Origin of the sequence: Oceanicaulis sp., assembly GCA_040112665.1 — a bacterium.
Classification (GTDB): domain Bacteria; phylum Pseudomonadota; class Alphaproteobacteria; order Caulobacterales; family Maricaulaceae; genus Oceanicaulis.
The window spans coordinates 1,061,789-1,078,342 of record CP157796.1 but is presented as its reverse complement, the minus strand read 5'-3'; the positions used below and the strand labels follow the sequence as shown (position 1 = coordinate 1,078,342).

The following is a 16,554-nucleotide window of genomic DNA, read 5'->3' as shown; positions in this document are numbered from 1 at the left end:
GCCATGAGTGCTGATTCGCCCCCCGACCACCGTCGCACGTCTGCGCGCTTCCGGTGACCCGCACCGCGCGCGCCTCCGCCACGGCGGCCCTGTTCGAAGCCGTTTTCGACGGTCTCGAGGACGCCGCCGCGGTGCTTGACGCCGAGCACCGGCTGGTGGCGGCGAACGCGCGCTTTCGCGACCTTCTCGGCGACGAGCCGGCGACAGGGCGGGCGATCGAGGCGGTGCTGAGCGAACCCGCAGAAGCCGCAGAACCGCCCTGGCGGCGCGACCGGGCGCCCGGTCCGGCCTGGCCGGTCGGCCTCAAGCTCGCAGACGGCGGCCGGGCCGGCGCAGAATGCCGGGTGCGCGCGCTGCCGGGCGGCGCGCGACTGGTGACCTTCAGGCTGATCGCGGAAATCCCGCGTCGCCGCGCGGAAGCCGAACGCCGCCTCGCCGACGCGTTCGCCGAACCGCGCGACGGCGCGTTCAGCTTCGATCTCGAAACAGGGCGGGGCCGCGTCTCGGGCCTGCTCGCGCGGCTTCTAGGGCTGGAAGATGGCGAAAGCGCTGTCGAGATCGCGGCCCTGCGAGAGGCGGTGCATTCCGACGACCGCGCAGGGCTGGACGGCTGGCTGAAACGGCCCGCTGACGCGCCAGACCTGCGGCTCCGGCTGAAAGCGTCGGGGACGGGCGAATTCCGGTACGTGCGTTTCGAAGGCCGTCCGTCCGCTTTCGACGCGGAGGGCGGAGCGATAAGGCTCGCCGGCACGGCGTCCGACGTGAGCGATCTAGCAGCCGCCGAGGCCGCGCTGGCCGTCTCCGAGGCGCGCCTCGACCACGCCGCAGCGCTCGGCGGCCTCAGCCCGTGGATGCATGATTTCGACAGCGGGGAGAGCTGGGTCGAGGGGCAAGCGGCGGACCGGTTCCCGCCCGGAGCCGGCTTTTCACCCGCAGCCTTCCGTCGTGTGGTGCATCCCGACGATCTTCAGGGCCTGACCGCCGCCTTCCTCTCCATGGCGTTCGGCGCGGCGCTCGATCGAAGCTTTCGGGTCCGGCGCGGCGACGGGGACTGGGAGACGCTGCGCGTGGTGGGATCGGCCGAGCCGGGCGCACCGGCGCGCGCATCGGGCTTCGTGCGCGTCGAGGACGATCTGGCCGGCCAGGCGGTGCGTTCGGCGGGCGTCAGCGCCTGGATCTACGACGTGCAGACCCGCACGGTCCGGCTCGAAGGCGAGGTACTGAACACGCTCGGGCTGCCCGGCCCGGTCTGGAAGACGCCGGTCGAGGCCTGGCGCGCGCGGGTGCCCAATGAAGACCTCGCCAGCATGGACCGCGCGACGCGCGATCTCGTCGAGACCGGGCTGACGGAGACAGAGTACCGGGTCAGGACCGAGGGCGGCCAGCATGTCTGGCTGGCCCTGCGCGGCGGGGTGAGCGAACAGGACGCTTCCGGCGCGCCGCTGCGCTATTCGGGATTTATCACCGAGATCGGCCCCAATCGCATGCTCGAACGCCAGGTCGCGGCGCGCGAAAGCCAGCTCAGGGACGCGGTCTCGGCGGGACTGATCGGCGCCTGGAGTATCGATCTCGTCACCAACCGGCAGGCGGTGTTCGGCGAGATCGCCGGCTGGATGGGCCTCGCCGAAGGCGAGACCGCGGCCGGCCCCGAACACTGGCGGGCCGTGATCCATCCCGACGATCTGCCCAAGGCGCTGGCCGCGTTCAGGGACTTTCAGGAGGGGCGTGATTTCGATCGCTTCGACTACCGGCTCAAGTCGCCCGACGGCTGGCGATGGGCGCGCACGACCGGCCGGATCGTCGACCGGACGTCCAGCGGGCGGCCCCTGCGCGCCGCCGGCATCATCCTGGATACCGAGTCCGAGTACGCCTTCGCCGAGGCGCTGGATGAAGAGCGCGAGCGCTATGAGACGTTCTACAAGAACACGCCGGCGCTGCTCTGCTCGATCAATGAGGCCGGCCAGATCGTCATGGTCAGCGATCACTGGATCGAACGCATGGGATTTGCGCGAGCCGAGCTGATAGGCCAGCCCGCCAGCATCTTCATCGCGCCGGAAGAGCGCGCGCGCGCAGAAGGCGAAATCATGCGCAGGTCCTGGCGCGAAGGCTCGATCACCAACGAGCCGGTCGTGCTCGTCGACAAGTCCGGCGCGCGTGTCGAGGCGCGCCTGAGCGCGTTCTGGGAGACCGACGCGGAAGGCCGGAAGATCCGCGCCCACGGGGTTTTCTCCGAAGTGGGCGATCTGAACGCCGCACGGCGCGAGCTCGAGGACCGGGCGACCGCGCTCGAACGCGCCAACCGCGAACTCGACCGCTTCGCCACCGTCGCCTCGCACGATCTGCAGGAGCCGCTACGCAAGATCTCCGCTTTCGCCAGCCTGTTGCGGCGGCGCTATGAAGGCCGGCTGGACGCGGACGCCGACCGGTTCCTCGATTACCTCGTCGACGCGGCGGGCCGCATGCGCCGCCTCATCGACGACCTTCTGGCCTATTCACGGGCCTCGAGCCGGCCTCTGGCGCCTGAACCGGTCGATCTTCAGGCGGTCTGGGACGAGGTGGCGGCGGGACAGGCCGCGGTGATCGAGGAGGCGCGCGCGGCGCTCGATGTCGCGCCTCTGCCGCCGGTGAAGGGCGACCGTGTCCTGTTGCAGCTGCTCATCTCGAACCTTCTCAGCAACGCGTTGAAATACCGAAAGTCGGACGGGGTGAAGGTTTCCGTCACCTGCGACGTCGCCGACGGCCGCGTGCGCCTGGTGTTCGAGGACGACGGCATCGGCTTCGATCCCCGCTTCTCCCAGAAGGTGTTCGAGCCGTTCGCCCGCCTGCATCCGCGCGACGAATACGAAGGCACGGGCATCGGCCTTGCGATCTGTCAGCAGGCCGCAGAGCGCATGGGCGGGACCATCTCGGTGGACAGCGCACCGGGCCGCGGCGCGCGCTTCATCGTCGACCTGCCTGCAGCCGAGCCCGTCCCGGCCGCCGCTAGCGGTCCCTGATCTGCGGACGGACCCGGGCGAGCGCGTTACGCCGTCTGCGGCGCGCCGCCAGCTCGGCGCGGACCAGGCGCTGCATGCGCTGGATCAGAAGGCCCAGCCCCGCCAGAACGGTGATCAGCGCCACGCCGGCGAAGACCTGAAGCAGCGGATTGTTAATGTTCGACCGCTCACCATAATCCATGATGTGCAGCGTCCAGAAGACGTCGAACACGCGCCACAGATCGTTGCGGCGCGCCGTGATCGCCCCGCTGGCGGCGTCGACATAGATCCGGGTGCCTTCGCCGTCGTCGAAGCCGACGCGCCATGCCGCGCCCTCACGGCGATATTCGACCGTCGGTTCGGCGAAGTATTCGACCGCGGTGACCGGCGCCTGCCCGGCGTAACCGGCCCGCGCGATCTCGGCGGCGCGGGCTGCGTCGATCGGGGTCAGGCGCAAGCCCGACATCGCGTCGACGACGACCACGCCCTCTTCGCCCTGAAACCGCCAGACCGGACCGTCCGCCCAGCGCACCAGCGCGGCTTCGTCGATCCGGGCGAGCCCGGCCACCGCCGCAGCGCGCTCAGGCGTCAGAACGTCCGAGAGCGGCAGGGCGTAGGAGGGCGCAGGCGCGATCGTGTGCTCGGCGCGCACGCGCTCGAGATCCATCAGGCTCATCGCCAGCCCGCCGAGCACCCACAAAAAGATCTGGATCCCGACGATCAGGGCCAGCCATTTGTGGACGCGGACGAACCAGCGGGTCACCGGTGTGCTAGCCCTCGGCCGGAGCGAGCGTGAGCGCCACCGTGAAGCGTTCGTCAGGGCTCTGCGCGGACCGCGCGCCGTCGGGCGCGTCGCCGGCCTGGGCCGCTTCGGCGTTCGTGACGGCGAGCAGATCGGTCACGGTTTCCCCGATCAGCGCGTCCAGCGAAGCTTCGCCGACGACGGTAAGCATGGAGGCGGGGACCTTCATGGAGACCTGGGCTTCGGACTTCACCTTGCGGGCCGCGGCCAGGATCTGGACGAAGGTTTCGCCGAGCTCGCGATCGAGCCCCGGCTCGGCCTGATCAGACGCCTTGGGCCATTGCCCGCGCGCATGCACGGTCGCCGGGCTGCCGGCGCGGTCGCCGTGCAGCACGTCGTAGAGCGCGTCGGTCACGTAAGGACAGAAGGGCGCGTAAAGCCGGATGATCGTGTCGGTCGCGTGCCACAGGGTCAGGACGGCGGACTTCTCCTCCGCCGTGGGTGCGCGCTCGAAGCGCGTGCGGCGCTTCACGATCTCAAGATAGTTGTCGCAATAGGTGCGCCAGAAGAAGTCCTCGATCGCCCTCTGAGCGGCCGCGTACTCGTAGTTTTCAAAGCTCTCGGTGGCGGTCTTCACCGCCTCGGCGAGACGGCCGAGCAGCCACTTGTCGAGCGGATGGGAGATCGCGCCGCGCTTGATGTCTCCGGCGGGCGTCGTGGGGTCGAGCGCGCCATGATCCTCGGCCGCCTTCAGCGCCATATGGGCGAGTTTCGAGGCGTTCCAGAGCTTGTTGACGACCCGCTTGCCCTGTTTGAGCGTGTTCTCGCTGAGCGCGGTGTCCTGACCCAGGCGCGAAGTGCCGGTCCAGAAGCGCACCGCGTCCACGCCGTACTGGTCCAGCAGCTTGATCGGGTCGACCACGTTGCCCTTGGACTTGCTCATCTTCGAGCCGTCCCCGGCCAGGCACCAGCCCGAGATGGCGATGTTCGTCCACGGGACTTTGTTCTCGTGGTGCAGCGCCTTGACGATCGTATAGAAGGCCCAGGTCCGGATGATCTCGTGCGCCTGCGGGCGCAGCGCCATCGGGAATTGCCGCCGATGCGCCTCGATATCGAGCGCATAGTCCTCGTTGATCGAGCGGGTATTGAGCTGCGGGCTGACCGAGCTGGTCGCCCAGGTGTCCATCACGTCGCGCTCGCCCTCCACCTCATGGGCCTCGTAGCCCTTCGGCAGATCGGTGGTGGGATCGACGGGCAGCTCGTCCTTGCCCGGTACGATGAGCTTGCCTTCCTCGCCGGGGCGTTTGGAGTACCAGACCGGGATCGGCACGCCGAAATGGCGCTGGCGGGAGATCAGCCAGTCCCATTTCAGACCGTCCACCCAGCTTTCCAGCCGCTGTTTCATATAGGCCGGCCGCCAGGTGATCTCGTTCGCCTTTTCAAGGATCTGCGCCTTGAATTCCAGCGTGCGGATGAACCATTGCGGGGTGACGATGATCTCCAGCGGCGCGCCGGAGCGTTCGGCCACCGGCACCACCTGATGGGTGGTCTGCTGACCGAGCAGCAGACCCTTTTCGTCGAGAATCTCAAGGATTCGCGCCTTGGCCTTCTCCGCCTTCAGGCCCGCCAGCTCGGCGATGATCGCGCGCGCCCCGTCGAGGTCGAGGCTCGGCCAGTCCTCAGACCCGATCCCCAGCTCGGGCTCCATCTTGCCGGCGCGGTCGATGACCACGCGCAGCGGCAGCTTGTGCGCGCGCCACCAGTTGATGTCCTGGATGTCGCCGAAGGTGCAGCACATCACGATCCCGGTGCCCTTTTCGGGGTCCACCGCATCGTCGGCGATGATCGGGACCGGCACGCGGTAAAGCGGGCTGATCGCACGCTTGCCCACGAGCTCCTTCGCCCGGGGATGGTCGGGATGGATCATCAGCGCGCCGCAGCCGCCGATCAGCTCGGGGCGGGTGGTCGCGATCACGGCCGCCTCGCCGCCGCCCTCGATCTCGAACGGGATCTGGTTGAGCTTGCCTTCGCGCTCGATCTCCTCGACCTCGGCCTGGGCCAGAGCGGTCCGGTCGGCGGGGTCCCAGAGGGAGGGTTCGAGCCGGCGCTCGAGAAGGCCCTTGTGGTAGAGATCCAGAAAGCTCATCTGGCTGACCGCCTGGCTCTCGTCGGAGATCGTCTGGTACTGGCGCGACCAGTCCACGCTGAGCGCGAGCCGCGAGAACAGATCGCGGAACTGCTGCTCGTACTCGGGGATGACCTCCTTGCAGAGGGCGACGAACTCCTCGCGCGCCATCGTCCCGCCGCGCACTTTCTTCACTTTCTCCACCAGGCGCTCGGTCGGCAGGCCGTTGTCGTCCCAGCCGATCGGGTAGAGCACGTTGCGCCCGCTCATCCGCATGTAGCGGGCGGTGATGTCGGCCTGGGTGTAGGAATACACGTGCCCGATATGCAGCGCGCCCGAGACGGTCGGCGGCGGGGTGTCGATGACGTAGTCGGTGTCCGCCGGCGCTTCGGGGTCCCACTGGAACGCCTTTTCGTCCGCCCAGCGGGCCTTGAGCGCCTCCTCGGAGGCTTTCACGTCGTAGCTGTCGGGAAAGGCTTTCATCGCGCGCGTCTTCCGGTGTCATGCGGGGAGGAGCGGGCGGTGTAGACGATTTTCCCCAAGGGTGGAAGGCGGGCCCGGCGCGGGCTCAGAGCTTGCGCGTCTCCCGCCGCGTCATCCAGCGCAGAAGCGGCGCCGGGGAGAGCTTCATCGCAAGCATGGCCCGGCGCATCGCCGCGCCGGTGAGCACCGATCGCGCCCCGACGTCGAGGCCCTTGAGGATGTCGCGCGCCACTTCATCAGCGGTGGTCGCGGTGAAGCTTTCAAAGGTCCGCACTCCGTCCATCGAGGCGCGGCTCTTGAACGGCGTGTCCGACACCGCCGAGGGGCAGACCGTCATGACGCGGACGGCGCTTTTCGCTTCGGCCAGCTCTTCGTGCAGCGCTTCGGAATAATGCCGGACGAAGGCCTTGGTGGCGGCGTAAACCGCAAGATCGGGCGCAGGCGTGAAGGCGGAGTTCGAGGCGATGTTGACGATGGTCCCGCCGCCTGCAGCCTCCATCGCCGGGATGAAGGCGCGCGCGAGCGCGTGCAGCGCGCCGATATTGACCGCGATCATGCACTGCTCGGCCTCGACCGGCAGGCTGGCGCTGGGCCCGTAGACGCCGATCCCGGCATTGTTGACCAGAAGCTCGAGGCGTGGCCCCTGGCCCTGCGCCCACTGGAAGACCCGGTCCGCCGCGCCGGGCTCTGACAGATCAAGCGCGAGCGCCTCGATCTCGGCATTGGGCTGGTCGGCGCGGATAGAGGCGGCGGCCCCGGCCTGCTCGGCTTCGGCCAGAGAGACCCACAAAAGCCGCCAGCCGCGCTGGGCCAGACGGCGCGACAGGGCGAGCCCGATCCCGCTCGACCCGCCAGTGATGAGCGCGGTGCGGCTCACGGGTTCGGCTCGGCGGCGGGTTCGGGCGCGTCGTCGACGCCGGCGCTCTCCGTAAAAGGCGGGACGATGTCGGCCGGCGCGTCATAGGCGTCGATCGCCGGGCGTTCGAGCCCGGCGGTCCAGACCTGTCCGCGCCAGGGCGTCGCGGTGGTGATCCCGAAGCTCGTATCGTCCGGGCCGTACAGCGCATAAGCCGGCTCGCCGCCTGTGGTGACGGCCAACGCCATGGCCGGGCGCGGCGGCAAAGGCGGCAGGCCGGCGATCTGGATCCAGCGCCACATCAGGCGCTTCACGAACGGCCGCGGATGCAGCGCGTCGAGATCGGCGGAGCGTTTCGACGGCATGGCGATCCACAGAAGACCCGTGTCCGCATCGAATTCGAGATTGTCCGGATAGCCCGGCAGGCCCTCGATCAGGACTTCTGTCTCTCCGGTCTCAGGGTCCAGCGTCCAGACCCGGCCGGCATAGGTCTCGTTGAGATAGACCAGGCCTGTCTCCGGATCGTGGTCGACCCCGTTGATGAAAGCGAAGCCCTCGGCCAGCGCGTCGTATTCGCCCGGCGCGGTGATCCGGTAGACGATCCCGGTCTGCTCGCCTTCGAGAAACGAGGTCATGTACTCGCCATAGCCCCAGCGCCGCGAGGCGTCGGTGAGGATGACCGATCCGTCAGCGAGCACGGTGAGATCGTCGGTGAAGACCAGCGGCCCACCCTCGCTTTCATCGGCCATCCAGGTCTCGAACGTCCCGTCCGCGCCGAGGCGCAGCAGCCCTTTCTTCGCATCGGCGACGAACAGCGCGCCGTCGGGAACGAAAGCCAGGCCCAGCGGACGCCCACCCGTGTTCGCGATCTCGGCCCAGCCGCCGTCGGGCCCGCGCGCCATGATCCGGCCGTCGGCGAGCCCGGTGTAGAGCCGGCCGTCCGGCCCCGGTTCGAGGTCCTCCGCGCCGTAAAGATCGGCCGCCTCGCGCACCGCCGGCTCGGCCGGGTCCGCGAACAGCGCTTCAAGCGCGGGATCGGGCGCAGGCGGATCGAACTTCACCGCATTGAGCGCGCCCGGCCCGTACGCGGCGAGCAGAACGGCCGCGCCCAGCACCGCGATAATCCCGACAATCCAGCGCATTGCGCCCCTCCCCTTGTGTTTTGAGGAGCTTGGGCGAAGGCGCGGCGAAGGGCAAGCGGCGGGGCGGGGCCCTAAGTCACCGCCTTCTTCGCCAGAAACTCCGGCCGGTCCCAGGCGCGGGTCTCGATCACCTCGGCGAGGGCGGCGCCGGCGTCGAAGACTTCCGTGTACGTATTGTAGAGCGGGTTGAAGCCGAAGCGCATCAGGTTCGGGGCGCGGAAATCTCCCACGATCCCGCGCGCGATCAGCGCCTGGACGATCGCGTAGCCGTTCTCATGTTCGAGCACGACATGGCCGCCCCGCCGCGCGCCGATCCCCGGACAGGCGTGGGTCAGGCCGACGCTTTGCGCGCGCTGCAGCAGCACGTCGCCGAGCTTTCCGGCCTTCTTCTCCACCTCGGCCATGTCCACGCCGTCATAGGCGCTGACCGCGCCGTCGAGCGCGGAGAGGGCGAGGATCGAAGGCGAACTCGTCCGCCAGCGGACGATGCCGTCAGCGGGCTCGTAGGCGTCCTCGAAACCGAAGGGCCGGGCATGGCCGAGCCAGCCCGAGATCGGATGTTCGAGCTGCGCGGTCTCTTCGGCGGCGCAGTAGAGAAACGCCGGCGCGCCGGGCCCGCCGGAGAGGAACTTGTACCCGCAGCCGACCGCGTATTTCGCGCCCCAGGCTTCGAGCTTGAGATCGACCAGCCCGGTGGCGTGGCTGAGATCCCAGACGATGGCGAGATCGCGCGCCTTCGCTTCGCGCTCATAGCCTTCGAAATCGGCGATCTCGGCGCTCTTGTAGTGCACGCCGGACTTGATGAAGACGGTGACGTCTTCAGGCAGATCGGCCGGCCTCGTGTTCGCCGGGACCCGGTGCATCTGCGCGCCCGTGATCTGCGCGAGGCCCTCCATGACGTGATTGTCGGTGGGAAACTCGCCGGCCTCGGCGGCGATGGCGCCGCCGGTCCGGGCGATCAGCGCCGCGCACAGCTTGAAGAGGTTGATCGTGACCGTGTCGATCGCGATCACCTCGTCCTGCGGAACCCCGATCAGCCGGGCGAGCTTGCCGCCCAGGGTCAGCGGCAGATCCATCCAGCCCGCGTCGTTCCAGGACGCGATGAGCCCGTTCGCCCATTCGGTCTCGGCGGCCTCCCGCAGCCGGGCGAGCGCCGCCTTCGGCGGCACGCCGAGCGAATTGCCGTCGAGATAGATCAGCCCGTCCTTGAGCGCGAAGAGCGCGCGCCGATCCTTCAGCGGATCGGCCGCGTCCAGCGCGAGGCAATCGTCCCGGCTCAGCATCGGCTCAGAGCGGGCCGCGCGCGGTGATGCCGCCGTCCACGGTCAGGCACTGGCCGGTCATGTAGCTCGACGCCTCGCTGGCGAGGAAATGGATCGCGGCGGCCATGTCCTCGGGCTGGCCGACGCGCTGCAGCGAGAAGTTCCGCTGCATCATGTCCTTCAGCTCGGGGTTCGAGGTGAGGGCGCTCGCGAGCTTGGTCTCGGTCAGGCCCGGGCAGAGCGCGTTCACACGCACGCCGAACCCGCCGCATTCCTGGGCGAGCACCTGGGTCATCGAGATCACCGCGGCCTTGGAGATCGAATACGCGCCCTGGAAGAAGCCCGGACGCATGCCGTTGATCGAGGCGACGTTGACGATCGAACCCGACATCTGGGTCTGCATGAAGGCGTTGATCGCCAGCGAGCTCAGGAAGAACGGGCCCTTCACATTGACGTCGAAGGTCTTGTCCCAGGCGCTGTCGGGCGTGTCTTTCGCTTCGCCGAAATAGGGGCTGGTCGCGCCGTTGTTCACGAGCACGTCGAGCCGGCCTTCCTCGGCCTTGATGTTCTCGATCGCCTTCTCGCGGTCCTCGGCTTCGCCCAGGTGCAGCACGAAGGCGCGAGCCTTGCCGCCCTCGGCCCGGATCTCTTCAGCCACGCGTTCGCAATCGCCGATCTTCCGGCTCGAACAGATGACGGTGGCCCCGGCGCGCGCCAGCCGCTTGGCCGCAGCCTCGCCGATGCCGCGGCTCGCGCCGGCGACCAGCGCGACCTTGCCTTCCAGCGACAGATCCTTCTCGGACATGAAACTCTCCTCCCCTTGAACGGTGTTTGCGCGCGAACCTAGCGGGCCGGACGCGGCAAGGCGAGAGGCGGGATGCGCTCGCGCGCCGCTTCACCGGGCGTTCAGCTTCGCTTCGCCAGGCTCGACCCCATGATCGAGCTCTTCGCCGCCCTCGCCGTCGACACGATCGCCGACGATTGCACCCTTGACGGCATACCGCTGCACGGCCGGGTGCAGATCGTCGAGCACTTCGCCGATTTCGACGTCCAGGTCGTCGAGCACTTCCCCGATCTGAAGGTGGAACGCGTGTCCCATTTCCCTGACGCGTGCGGCGAGTGGACGTTCGTCGAGCAATTTCCCGATTTCACCATCCGCCTCGTCGATCACTTCCCCGACTTCACCATCGCGTACGTCGAGCACTTCCCCGGGCTTCCCTGAGGCGCTAGCCGCGCACGACCATCCAGCCGCCGGCGATCAGCAGGACGACCCCGCCGATCCGCACGAGATTGGCCGGTCTGGCGTCGAGCCCGATCAGGCCGAAATGGTCGATGACCAGCGAAACGATGAGCTGCGCGGCGATCAGCGTTGCGAAGAACGCCCCTGCGCCGATCTTCGGCGTCGCCCAGGCTGCGGTGGAGACGAACAGCGCGCCCAGCATCCCGCCGACGATGAACAAATGGATCGGCGTGTTCGCGACGCGCTCGGTGCTTGGAAGGCCGGTGCGGAAGGCCAGGGCGGACACCACGACCAGCAGCGTCAGCGCGCCGGCGGTGAAGCTCACCAGCGCCGCGCGGAAGGGCGAGCCGAGATGGGCGGCGAGCTGGCCGTTGAACGCCGGCTGCAGCGACACCGCCGCTCCGGCGACGATCGTGCCCAGAAGCGGCAGGGCGTAGGAGAGGTTCATGACGCGGCTCCGTTCGGCTCGGCGTGTCAGCTAGGGCGCGACACTCCAAACGCAAACGGGCGGCCCGACGGGCCGCCCGCTGCGTTCGGTAAGGCGGGGCGGATCAGAGCTTGCGCTCGATCTCCTCGACCTGGAAGCACTCGATCTGGTCGCCGACCTGAAGATCGTGATAGCCCACGAAGCCCATGCCGCACTCGGTGCCGGCGCGCACTTCGCTTACTTCGTCCTTGAAGCGCTTGAGCGTGGAGAGCTCGCCTTCGTGGATGACCGTGTCGTCGCGCAGCAGGCGCACGCCGCAGCCGCGCTTGACCACGCCGTCGGTGACGCGGCAACCGGCGACCTTGCCGACCTTGGTGATGTTGAACACCTCCAGGATCTCCGCGTAACCGATGAAGGTCTCGCGTTTCTCCGGCGCCAGCATGCCTTCCAGCGTCGCTTTGACGTCGTCGATCAGGTCGTAGATCACCGAATAGTAACGGATCTCGACGCCTTCGCGCTCGGCCAGCTCGCGGGCCTGCTTGTTGGCGCGGACGTTGAACGCGAAGATCGGCGCGTTCGAGGCCTGGGCCAGAAGCACGTCGCTTTCCGAAACCCCGCCCGGCGCCGAATGCACCACGCGTGCGGCGACTTCCTCGTTGCCGACCTTCTCCAGCGCGCCGACGATGGCTTCCGCCGAACCCTGCACGTCGGATTTGACGAGGATCGGCATCTCCTTGAGCTGATTGGTCTTCAGCTTGGCCATCATCTGCTCGAGCGAGGCGCCGCCGCCGGTGCGGGCGGCCGCCGCCTTGTCGCGCAGCATGCGCTGGCGATAGTCCACAAGCTCGCGGGCGCGCGCTTCGGTCTCGACCACGGCGAAGACCTCGCCGGGTTCAGGCGCGCCGTCCAGGCCCAGGATCTCGGCGGGTTCGGACGGGCCGGCTTCCTTGAGCTGCTGGCCGCGTTCGTTGACCAGCGCGCGGACCTTGCCCCACTGGGCGCCGGCCACGACGATATCGCCGCGCTTGAGCGTGCCGCGCTTGACCAGCGCGGTGGCCACCGGGCCGCGGCCCTTGTCGATCTGGCTTTCGATCACCACGCCCTCGGCGGAGCGGTCGGGATTGGCTTTCAGCTCGAGCAGCTCGGCCTGAAGCGTGATCGCGTCGGTCAGCTCGTCCAGGCCCTGCTTTTTCAGCGCCGAGACCGCCACCGACTGCACGTCGCCGCCCATGTCCTCGACGAAGACTTCGTGCTGGAGCAGCTCCTGCAGGACCTTGTTGGGGTCCGAGCCCGGCTTGTCGATCTTGTTGACCGCCACGATCATCGGGACCTTGGCCGCCTTGGCGTGGCTGATCGCCTCGATCGTCTGGGGCATCACGCCGTCGTCGGCGGCCACCACCAGGATGACGATGTCGGTCGCCTGGGCGCCGCGCGAGCGCATGGCGGAGAAGGCCGCGTGACCGGGCGTGTCCAGGAAGGTGATCTTCTCACCCGATTTCAGCTGCACCTGATAGGCGCCGATATGCTGGGTGATGCCCCCGGCCTCGCCGGCGGCCACGTCGGTGGCGCGCAGCGCGTCCAGAAGCGAGGTCTTGCCGTGGTCGACATGGCCCATGACCGTGACGACCGGCGAGCGCGGCTTCTTGCTCTCGTCCGGATCGTCGCGGGAGATGAAGCCTTCCTCGACGTCGGATTCCGACACGCGCTTCACGGTGTGGCCGAACTCCTCGACGATCAGCTCGGCGGTGTCGGCGTCCAGCGCGTCGTTGGCGCGGACCATCTGGCCCTGCGTCATCAGGAATTTCACCACGTCCGCAGCGCGCTCGGCCATACGCTGGGCGAGATCCTGGACGGTGATGACTTCGGGGACGATCACCTCGCGGGCGACCTTTTCGCGGCCCTTGCCCTGCTGGATGCGGCGCTGCTTTTCGCGTTCGCGGGCGCGGCGCATCGAGGCGAGCGAGCGCTGCCGGTCCTCGTCGTCCTCGACGAGGTTCTGGATCGTCAGCTTGCCCTGGCGGCGCTTGGGTTCTTTCGTCCGCGCGGCCTTGTCGCCGACAGGCGGGGTCTTCTTCGATTTGACCCGGCCGCCCATCTCCTCGAGCAGGTTGCGCGGCTCGTCGTCGTCCTTGTCGCGCGACTTGTCGGCCTTGCGGCTGGCCGGCTTGACCGGCTCCTCAGGCAGAGCGGGCGCTTCGGCCTCGGCGTTGCGCTTGGGCTTGGCCTTGGCCGCTTTGGGTTCGGCCTCGGCGCGGCGGGCGGCCTCGGCCTCCTCGGCGGCGCGGCGATCGGCCTCCTCGCGGGCGCGGCGCTCTTCTTCCTCGCGCTTGCGCTGATCCTCGAGCGCCTTCAGCTCTTCCTGCTGGCGGCGTTTGCGGTCCTCTTCCTCGGCGCGCTTTTTCTGCTCGCGCGCTTCGGATTCGGCCTTGGCGCGCTGGATCGCGGCCTGCCGGCGCAGCAGCTCCTCCTCGGACAGGCCGAGCTGCTTGGCCTTGGCGGCCAGAGCGGCGCGGGCGCGATCCTTGTCGGAAACCGGACCCTTGGAGGCGGCCTGCGGCTTTTCCGCCGCGCCGCCGCCCGTGCCGGGTCCGCGCTTGCGCTTTTTCTCCACGACGACGGACTTCTGCCGTCCGCGCGCGAAGCTCTGCTGCACGGTCCCGGAGGATCGTCCGCCGAGGGAGAGGGGCTTGCGGCCCGAGGTGTTGCGTTCGTCAGCGTCGCTCATGAGCGTCCTTCGCGGCTTTCGAATGAGACCGGACCCCCGCCGCCGCGTGCGGAGAACCGTCATGTTTCAGGGCCTTTTCGCCGCCGGCGCGCCGCGTATCGTCGCGCCCGGCCCCGAAGGCCCGCTAACCTAGCCGCCAAACGCGGCGGATCAACCGTTCTGTGCGCCCGCCGGGTCTATGGCGCGAAAACCGGCGAGCTTGCCGATCGCCGCGCCGAACCCGGCTGCTTCAGGCCCCTGCGCCAGGACCGCATGCACGATCCCGCCGCGTCCAAGCGCCGCGCCCAGCGCCTCGGCGCTGAAGCAGGCGGCGACCGGAAGGCCGGGCCGGGCGGCCTCGGCGAGCCGGTCGAGCTTGCCGCGCCCGTCGGCGCTCGCGTCGCTCGCCTCGATCCGCCAGGCCGGCTCGGCCCCCTTCGACAGGGCGAGCCTCGCCCCATCATACCCTATCGCGAGCCGTCCCGCGCGCCTTGAAAGGCCCAGCAGCGACAACGCACGAGCTTCGAGAAGGGCCTCGAAGCGGTCCGCGAGGTCGGCGGGCGCTTCGACCGGGCGCTCGAAAGCGCGGTTGAAGGCCCGCTTTTTCACCGCCAGATCGACCGAGGCGCGGTCCGCGCTCACCCAGCCGCCCCGGCCGGGCAGCCTGGCGGCGAGGTCGGGGACCAGAACACCGTCCGGCCCCAGCGCCACCCTGAGCAGCTCGGCTTCGGGCTTCACCTCGCCTGTCGCCACGCACCTGCGCTCGCGCGGCTCCTTCACCCGGCTGGTTCTGGCGCCCCGGCTCACCGTTCGTCCTTTCAGCGCTCCTCGTCGTCTTCGCGATCGGGATCAGCGTCCTCGGCGGGCGCGTCGCCCGTGTCCTCGACGGCGAGACCGGGATCTTCGCCGAGCAGTTCGGAGAGATCGACGCCCAGGCGCTCGGCTTCGGCTTCGAGATCGGCGAGGTCGATATCGTCGAGATCGACATCGCCGGCCTCGTCTTCAACCCCGTCCTCTGTTTCTTCAGGCTCGGGCGTGAGCGCGTCGGCCTCGATCCAGCCTGCCTCGACCCGGGCGCGCATGATCAGCTGCTCGGCGTCTTCGGCGGAGATGTCGAACCCGTCCAGAATGCCCGGCTCGCGCACGCGCTCGCCGTCGCGGGTCTCGTACCAGCCGCGCAGATCGTCCGGGGTCAGGCCGGCCACGTCCTCGACGGTCAGGACCTCGTTCTCGCCGAAGCGCACCGCCATCGGCAGGTCCACGCCCTCGATCTCGAGCACCGCGTCCTCGACACCCAGCTCCTTGCGCTTGGCGTCCTGCTCGGCGGCGACCTTTTCGAGGTATTCGCGCGCGCGGGTCTGGATTTCAGACGCCGTGTCGTCGTCGAAGCCCTCGATGACCGCGATCTCGTCGAGCTCGACGAAGGCGAGGTCTTCCATGTCCGCGAAGCCTTCGGTGGCCAGCAGCTGGGCGATGACCTCGTCGACGTCCAGCGCCTCCATGAACAGCGCGGTGCGCTCGGAGAATTCTTTCTGACGGCGCTCGGACTCTTCTTCCTCGGTGAGGATGTCGATGGCCCAGCCGGTCAGCTGGCTGGCCAGGCGCACGTTCTGGCCGCGCCGGCCGATGGCCAGCGACAGCTGCTCGTCAGGCACCACGACCTCGATGCGCTGATCGTCCTCGTCGAGCACGACCTTGGCCACTTCGGCGGGCTGCAGGGCGTTGACGATGAAGGTCGCCGGATCGGGATTCCATGGAATGATGTCGATCTTCTCGCCGGCGAGTTCGTTGACGACGGCCTGAACCCGGCTGCCGCGCATGCCCACGCAGGCGCCGACCGGATCGATTGAGCTGTCGTTGGAGATCACGGCGATCTTCGCGCGGCTGCCCGGATCGCGCGCCACGCGCGGGATCTCGATGACGCCTTCGTAGACTTCGGGCACTTCCTGGGCGAACAGGGCCGCCATGAAGTCCGGATGCGCGCGGCTGAGGAAGATCTGCGGGCCGCGGACCTCCTCGCGCACATCGTAGATATAGGCGCGGACGCGGTCGTTGACCTGAAGGCTTTCGCGCGGAATGCCGTCGGAGCGCCGGATGATGCCTTCGGCCTTGCCCAGATCGACGATGACGTTGCCGTACTCGACACGCTTGACGATGCCGTTGACGATCTCGCCCACGCGGTCCTTGTACTCTTCGTACTGGCGGCGGCGCTCGGCCTCGCGGACCTTCTGGGTGATGACCTGTTTGGCGGTCTGGCTGGCGACCCGGCCGAACTCGATCGGCGGCAGCTCTTCTTCATAGACCTTGCCGACGAAGGCTTCGGGATCGCGGCGCTTGGCCTGTTCCAGCGTCAGCTCGTGAGTGTCGTTCTCGACCTCCTCGACCACGGTGGTGCGGCTGGTCAGCCGCATCTCGCCGGTCTTGGGATCGATGTCGCAATGAATGTCCAGCTCGGCGCCGTAGCGCGAGCGCGCGGCCTTCTGGATCGCTTCCTCGATCGCCTCGAGGACAATGGATTCGTCGATCATCTTCTCGGCGGCGACCGCACGCGCGATCTGCAGGATTTCCAGCTTGTTGGCGCTGACCCCGATGGCCATG

The 16,554-nt window shown here is 68.6% G+C and carries 12 protein-coding genes; 2 read left to right on the top strand and 10 right to left on the bottom strand.

What is annotated here, in order from left to right; genetic code table 11:
- The first annotated feature begins 53 nt into the window (after nt 1–53).
- On the top strand, nt 54–2,996 hold the full coding sequence (locus ABL308_05085; protein ID XBQ17253.1) for a PAS domain-containing protein: 2,943 nt from the start codon (nt 54–56) through the stop codon (nt 2,994–2,996).
- On the opposite strand, the gene ABL308_05080 is transcribed toward ABL308_05085, so the two are convergent.
- The 6 genes from ABL308_05080 to ABL308_05055 all read right to left on the bottom strand — a co-directional run bounded on the left by ABL308_05080 (nt 2,983) and on the right by ABL308_05055 (nt 10,390).
- Complete coding sequence (locus ABL308_05080; GenBank protein ID XBQ17252.1) at nt 2,983–3,738, bottom strand: PepSY domain-containing protein; 756 nt, start codon at nt 3,736–3,738, stop codon at nt 2,983–2,985. The genes ABL308_05085 and ABL308_05080 overlap by 14 nt on opposite strands.
- Before the next feature lie 7 nt (nt 3,739–3,745).
- The gene (locus ABL308_05075) at nt 3,746–6,325 is read right to left on the bottom strand and encodes a valine--tRNA ligase (protein ID XBQ17251.1); all 2,580 of its coding nucleotides are present in this window, start codon (nt 6,323–6,325) and stop codon (nt 3,746–3,748) included.
- A gap of 85 nt (nt 6,326–6,410) precedes the next feature.
- Complete coding sequence (locus ABL308_05070) at nt 6,411–7,202, bottom strand: SDR family NAD(P)-dependent oxidoreductase (GenBank protein XBQ17250.1); 792 nt, start codon at nt 7,200–7,202, stop codon at nt 6,411–6,413.
- A complete protein-coding gene (locus tag ABL308_05065) occupies nt 7,199–8,323 on the bottom strand; it encodes an SMP-30/gluconolactonase/LRE family protein (protein ID XBQ17249.1) in 1,125 nt (374 codons plus the stop codon). The genes ABL308_05070 and ABL308_05065 overlap by 4 nt, the downstream gene beginning before the upstream one ends.
- 71 nt (nt 8,324–8,394) lie before the next feature.
- Complete coding sequence (locus tag ABL308_05060) at nt 8,395–9,606, bottom strand: hypothetical protein (protein ID XBQ17248.1); 1,212 nt, start codon at nt 9,604–9,606, stop codon at nt 8,395–8,397.
- A gap of 4 nt (nt 9,607–9,610) precedes the next feature.
- On the bottom strand, nt 9,611–10,390 hold the full coding sequence (locus ABL308_05055; protein ID XBQ17247.1) for a glucose 1-dehydrogenase: 780 nt from the start codon (nt 10,388–10,390) through the stop codon (nt 9,611–9,613).
- A gap of 72 nt (nt 10,391–10,462) precedes the next feature.
- Here ABL308_05055 and ABL308_05050 point away from each other — a divergent pair, with 72 nt between their 5' ends.
- Nucleotides 10,463–10,807, top strand: a complete 345-nt coding sequence (locus tag ABL308_05050) for a hypothetical protein (GenBank protein XBQ17246.1) — start codon at nt 10,463–10,465, stop codon at nt 10,805–10,807.
- Between the two features lie 4 nt (nt 10,808–10,811).
- Here ABL308_05050 and ABL308_05045 read toward each other — a convergent pair whose 3' ends face one another.
- The 4 genes from ABL308_05045 to nusA form a co-directional block, all read right to left on the bottom strand.
- Nucleotides 10,812–11,273, bottom strand: coding sequence for a DMT family transporter (locus ABL308_05045; protein ID XBQ17245.1), 462 nt, complete (start codon nt 11,271–11,273; stop codon nt 10,812–10,814).
- A 103-nt stretch (nt 11,274–11,376) separates the two neighbouring features.
- Nucleotides 11,377–13,977, bottom strand: a complete 2,601-nt coding sequence (gene infB / locus ABL308_05040; GenBank protein XBQ17244.1) for a translation initiation factor IF-2 — start codon at nt 13,975–13,977, stop codon at nt 11,377–11,379.
- A gap of 150 nt (nt 13,978–14,127) precedes the next feature.
- Nucleotides 14,128–14,763 (bottom strand): RNA-binding protein, encoded by a 636-nt coding sequence (locus ABL308_05035; protein ID XBQ17243.1) that lies wholly within the window; start codon nt 14,761–14,763, stop codon nt 14,128–14,130.
- An 11-nt stretch (nt 14,764–14,774) separates the two neighbouring features.
- Nucleotides 14,775–16,553: a transcription termination factor NusA gene (nusA, locus tag ABL308_05030; GenBank protein ID XBQ17242.1), complete on the bottom strand. Its 1,779-nt coding sequence runs from the start codon at nt 16,551–16,553 to the stop codon at nt 14,775–14,777.
- Between the last annotated feature and the right edge of the window lies 1 nt (nt 16,554).

What these genes read in the sequence shown, in the direction of transcription:
- ABL308_05075 (XBQ17251.1), bottom strand. Translation starts at nt 6,325, where the DNA reads ATGAAAGCCTTTCCCGACAGCTACGACGTGAAAGCCTCCGAGGAGGCG.
- ABL308_05065 (XBQ17249.1), bottom strand. Translation starts at nt 8,323, where the DNA reads ATGCGCTGGATTGTCGGGATTATCGCGGTGCTGGGCGCGGCCGTTCTG.
- ABL308_05060 (XBQ17248.1), bottom strand. Translation starts at nt 9,606, where the DNA reads ATGCTGAGCCGGGACGATTGCCTCGCGCTGGACGCGGCCGATCCGCTG.
- ABL308_05055 (XBQ17247.1), bottom strand. Translation starts at nt 10,390, where the DNA reads ATGTCCGAGAAGGATCTGTCGCTGGAAGGCAAGGTCGCGCTGGTCGCC.
- ABL308_05050 (XBQ17246.1), top strand. Translation starts at nt 10,463, where the DNA reads ATGCGCTCGCGCGCCGCTTCACCGGGCGTTCAGCTTCGCTTCGCCAGG.
- ABL308_05045 (XBQ17245.1), bottom strand. Translation starts at nt 11,273, where the DNA reads ATGAACCTCTCCTACGCCCTGCCGCTTCTGGGCACGATCGTCGCCGGA.
- infB (XBQ17244.1), bottom strand. Translation starts at nt 13,977, where the DNA reads ATGAGCGACGCTGACGAACGCAACACCTCGGGCCGCAAGCCCCTCTCC.
- nusA (XBQ17242.1), bottom strand. Translation starts at nt 16,553, where the DNA reads ATGGCCATCGGGGTCAGCGCCAACAAGCTGGAAATCCTGCAGATCGCG.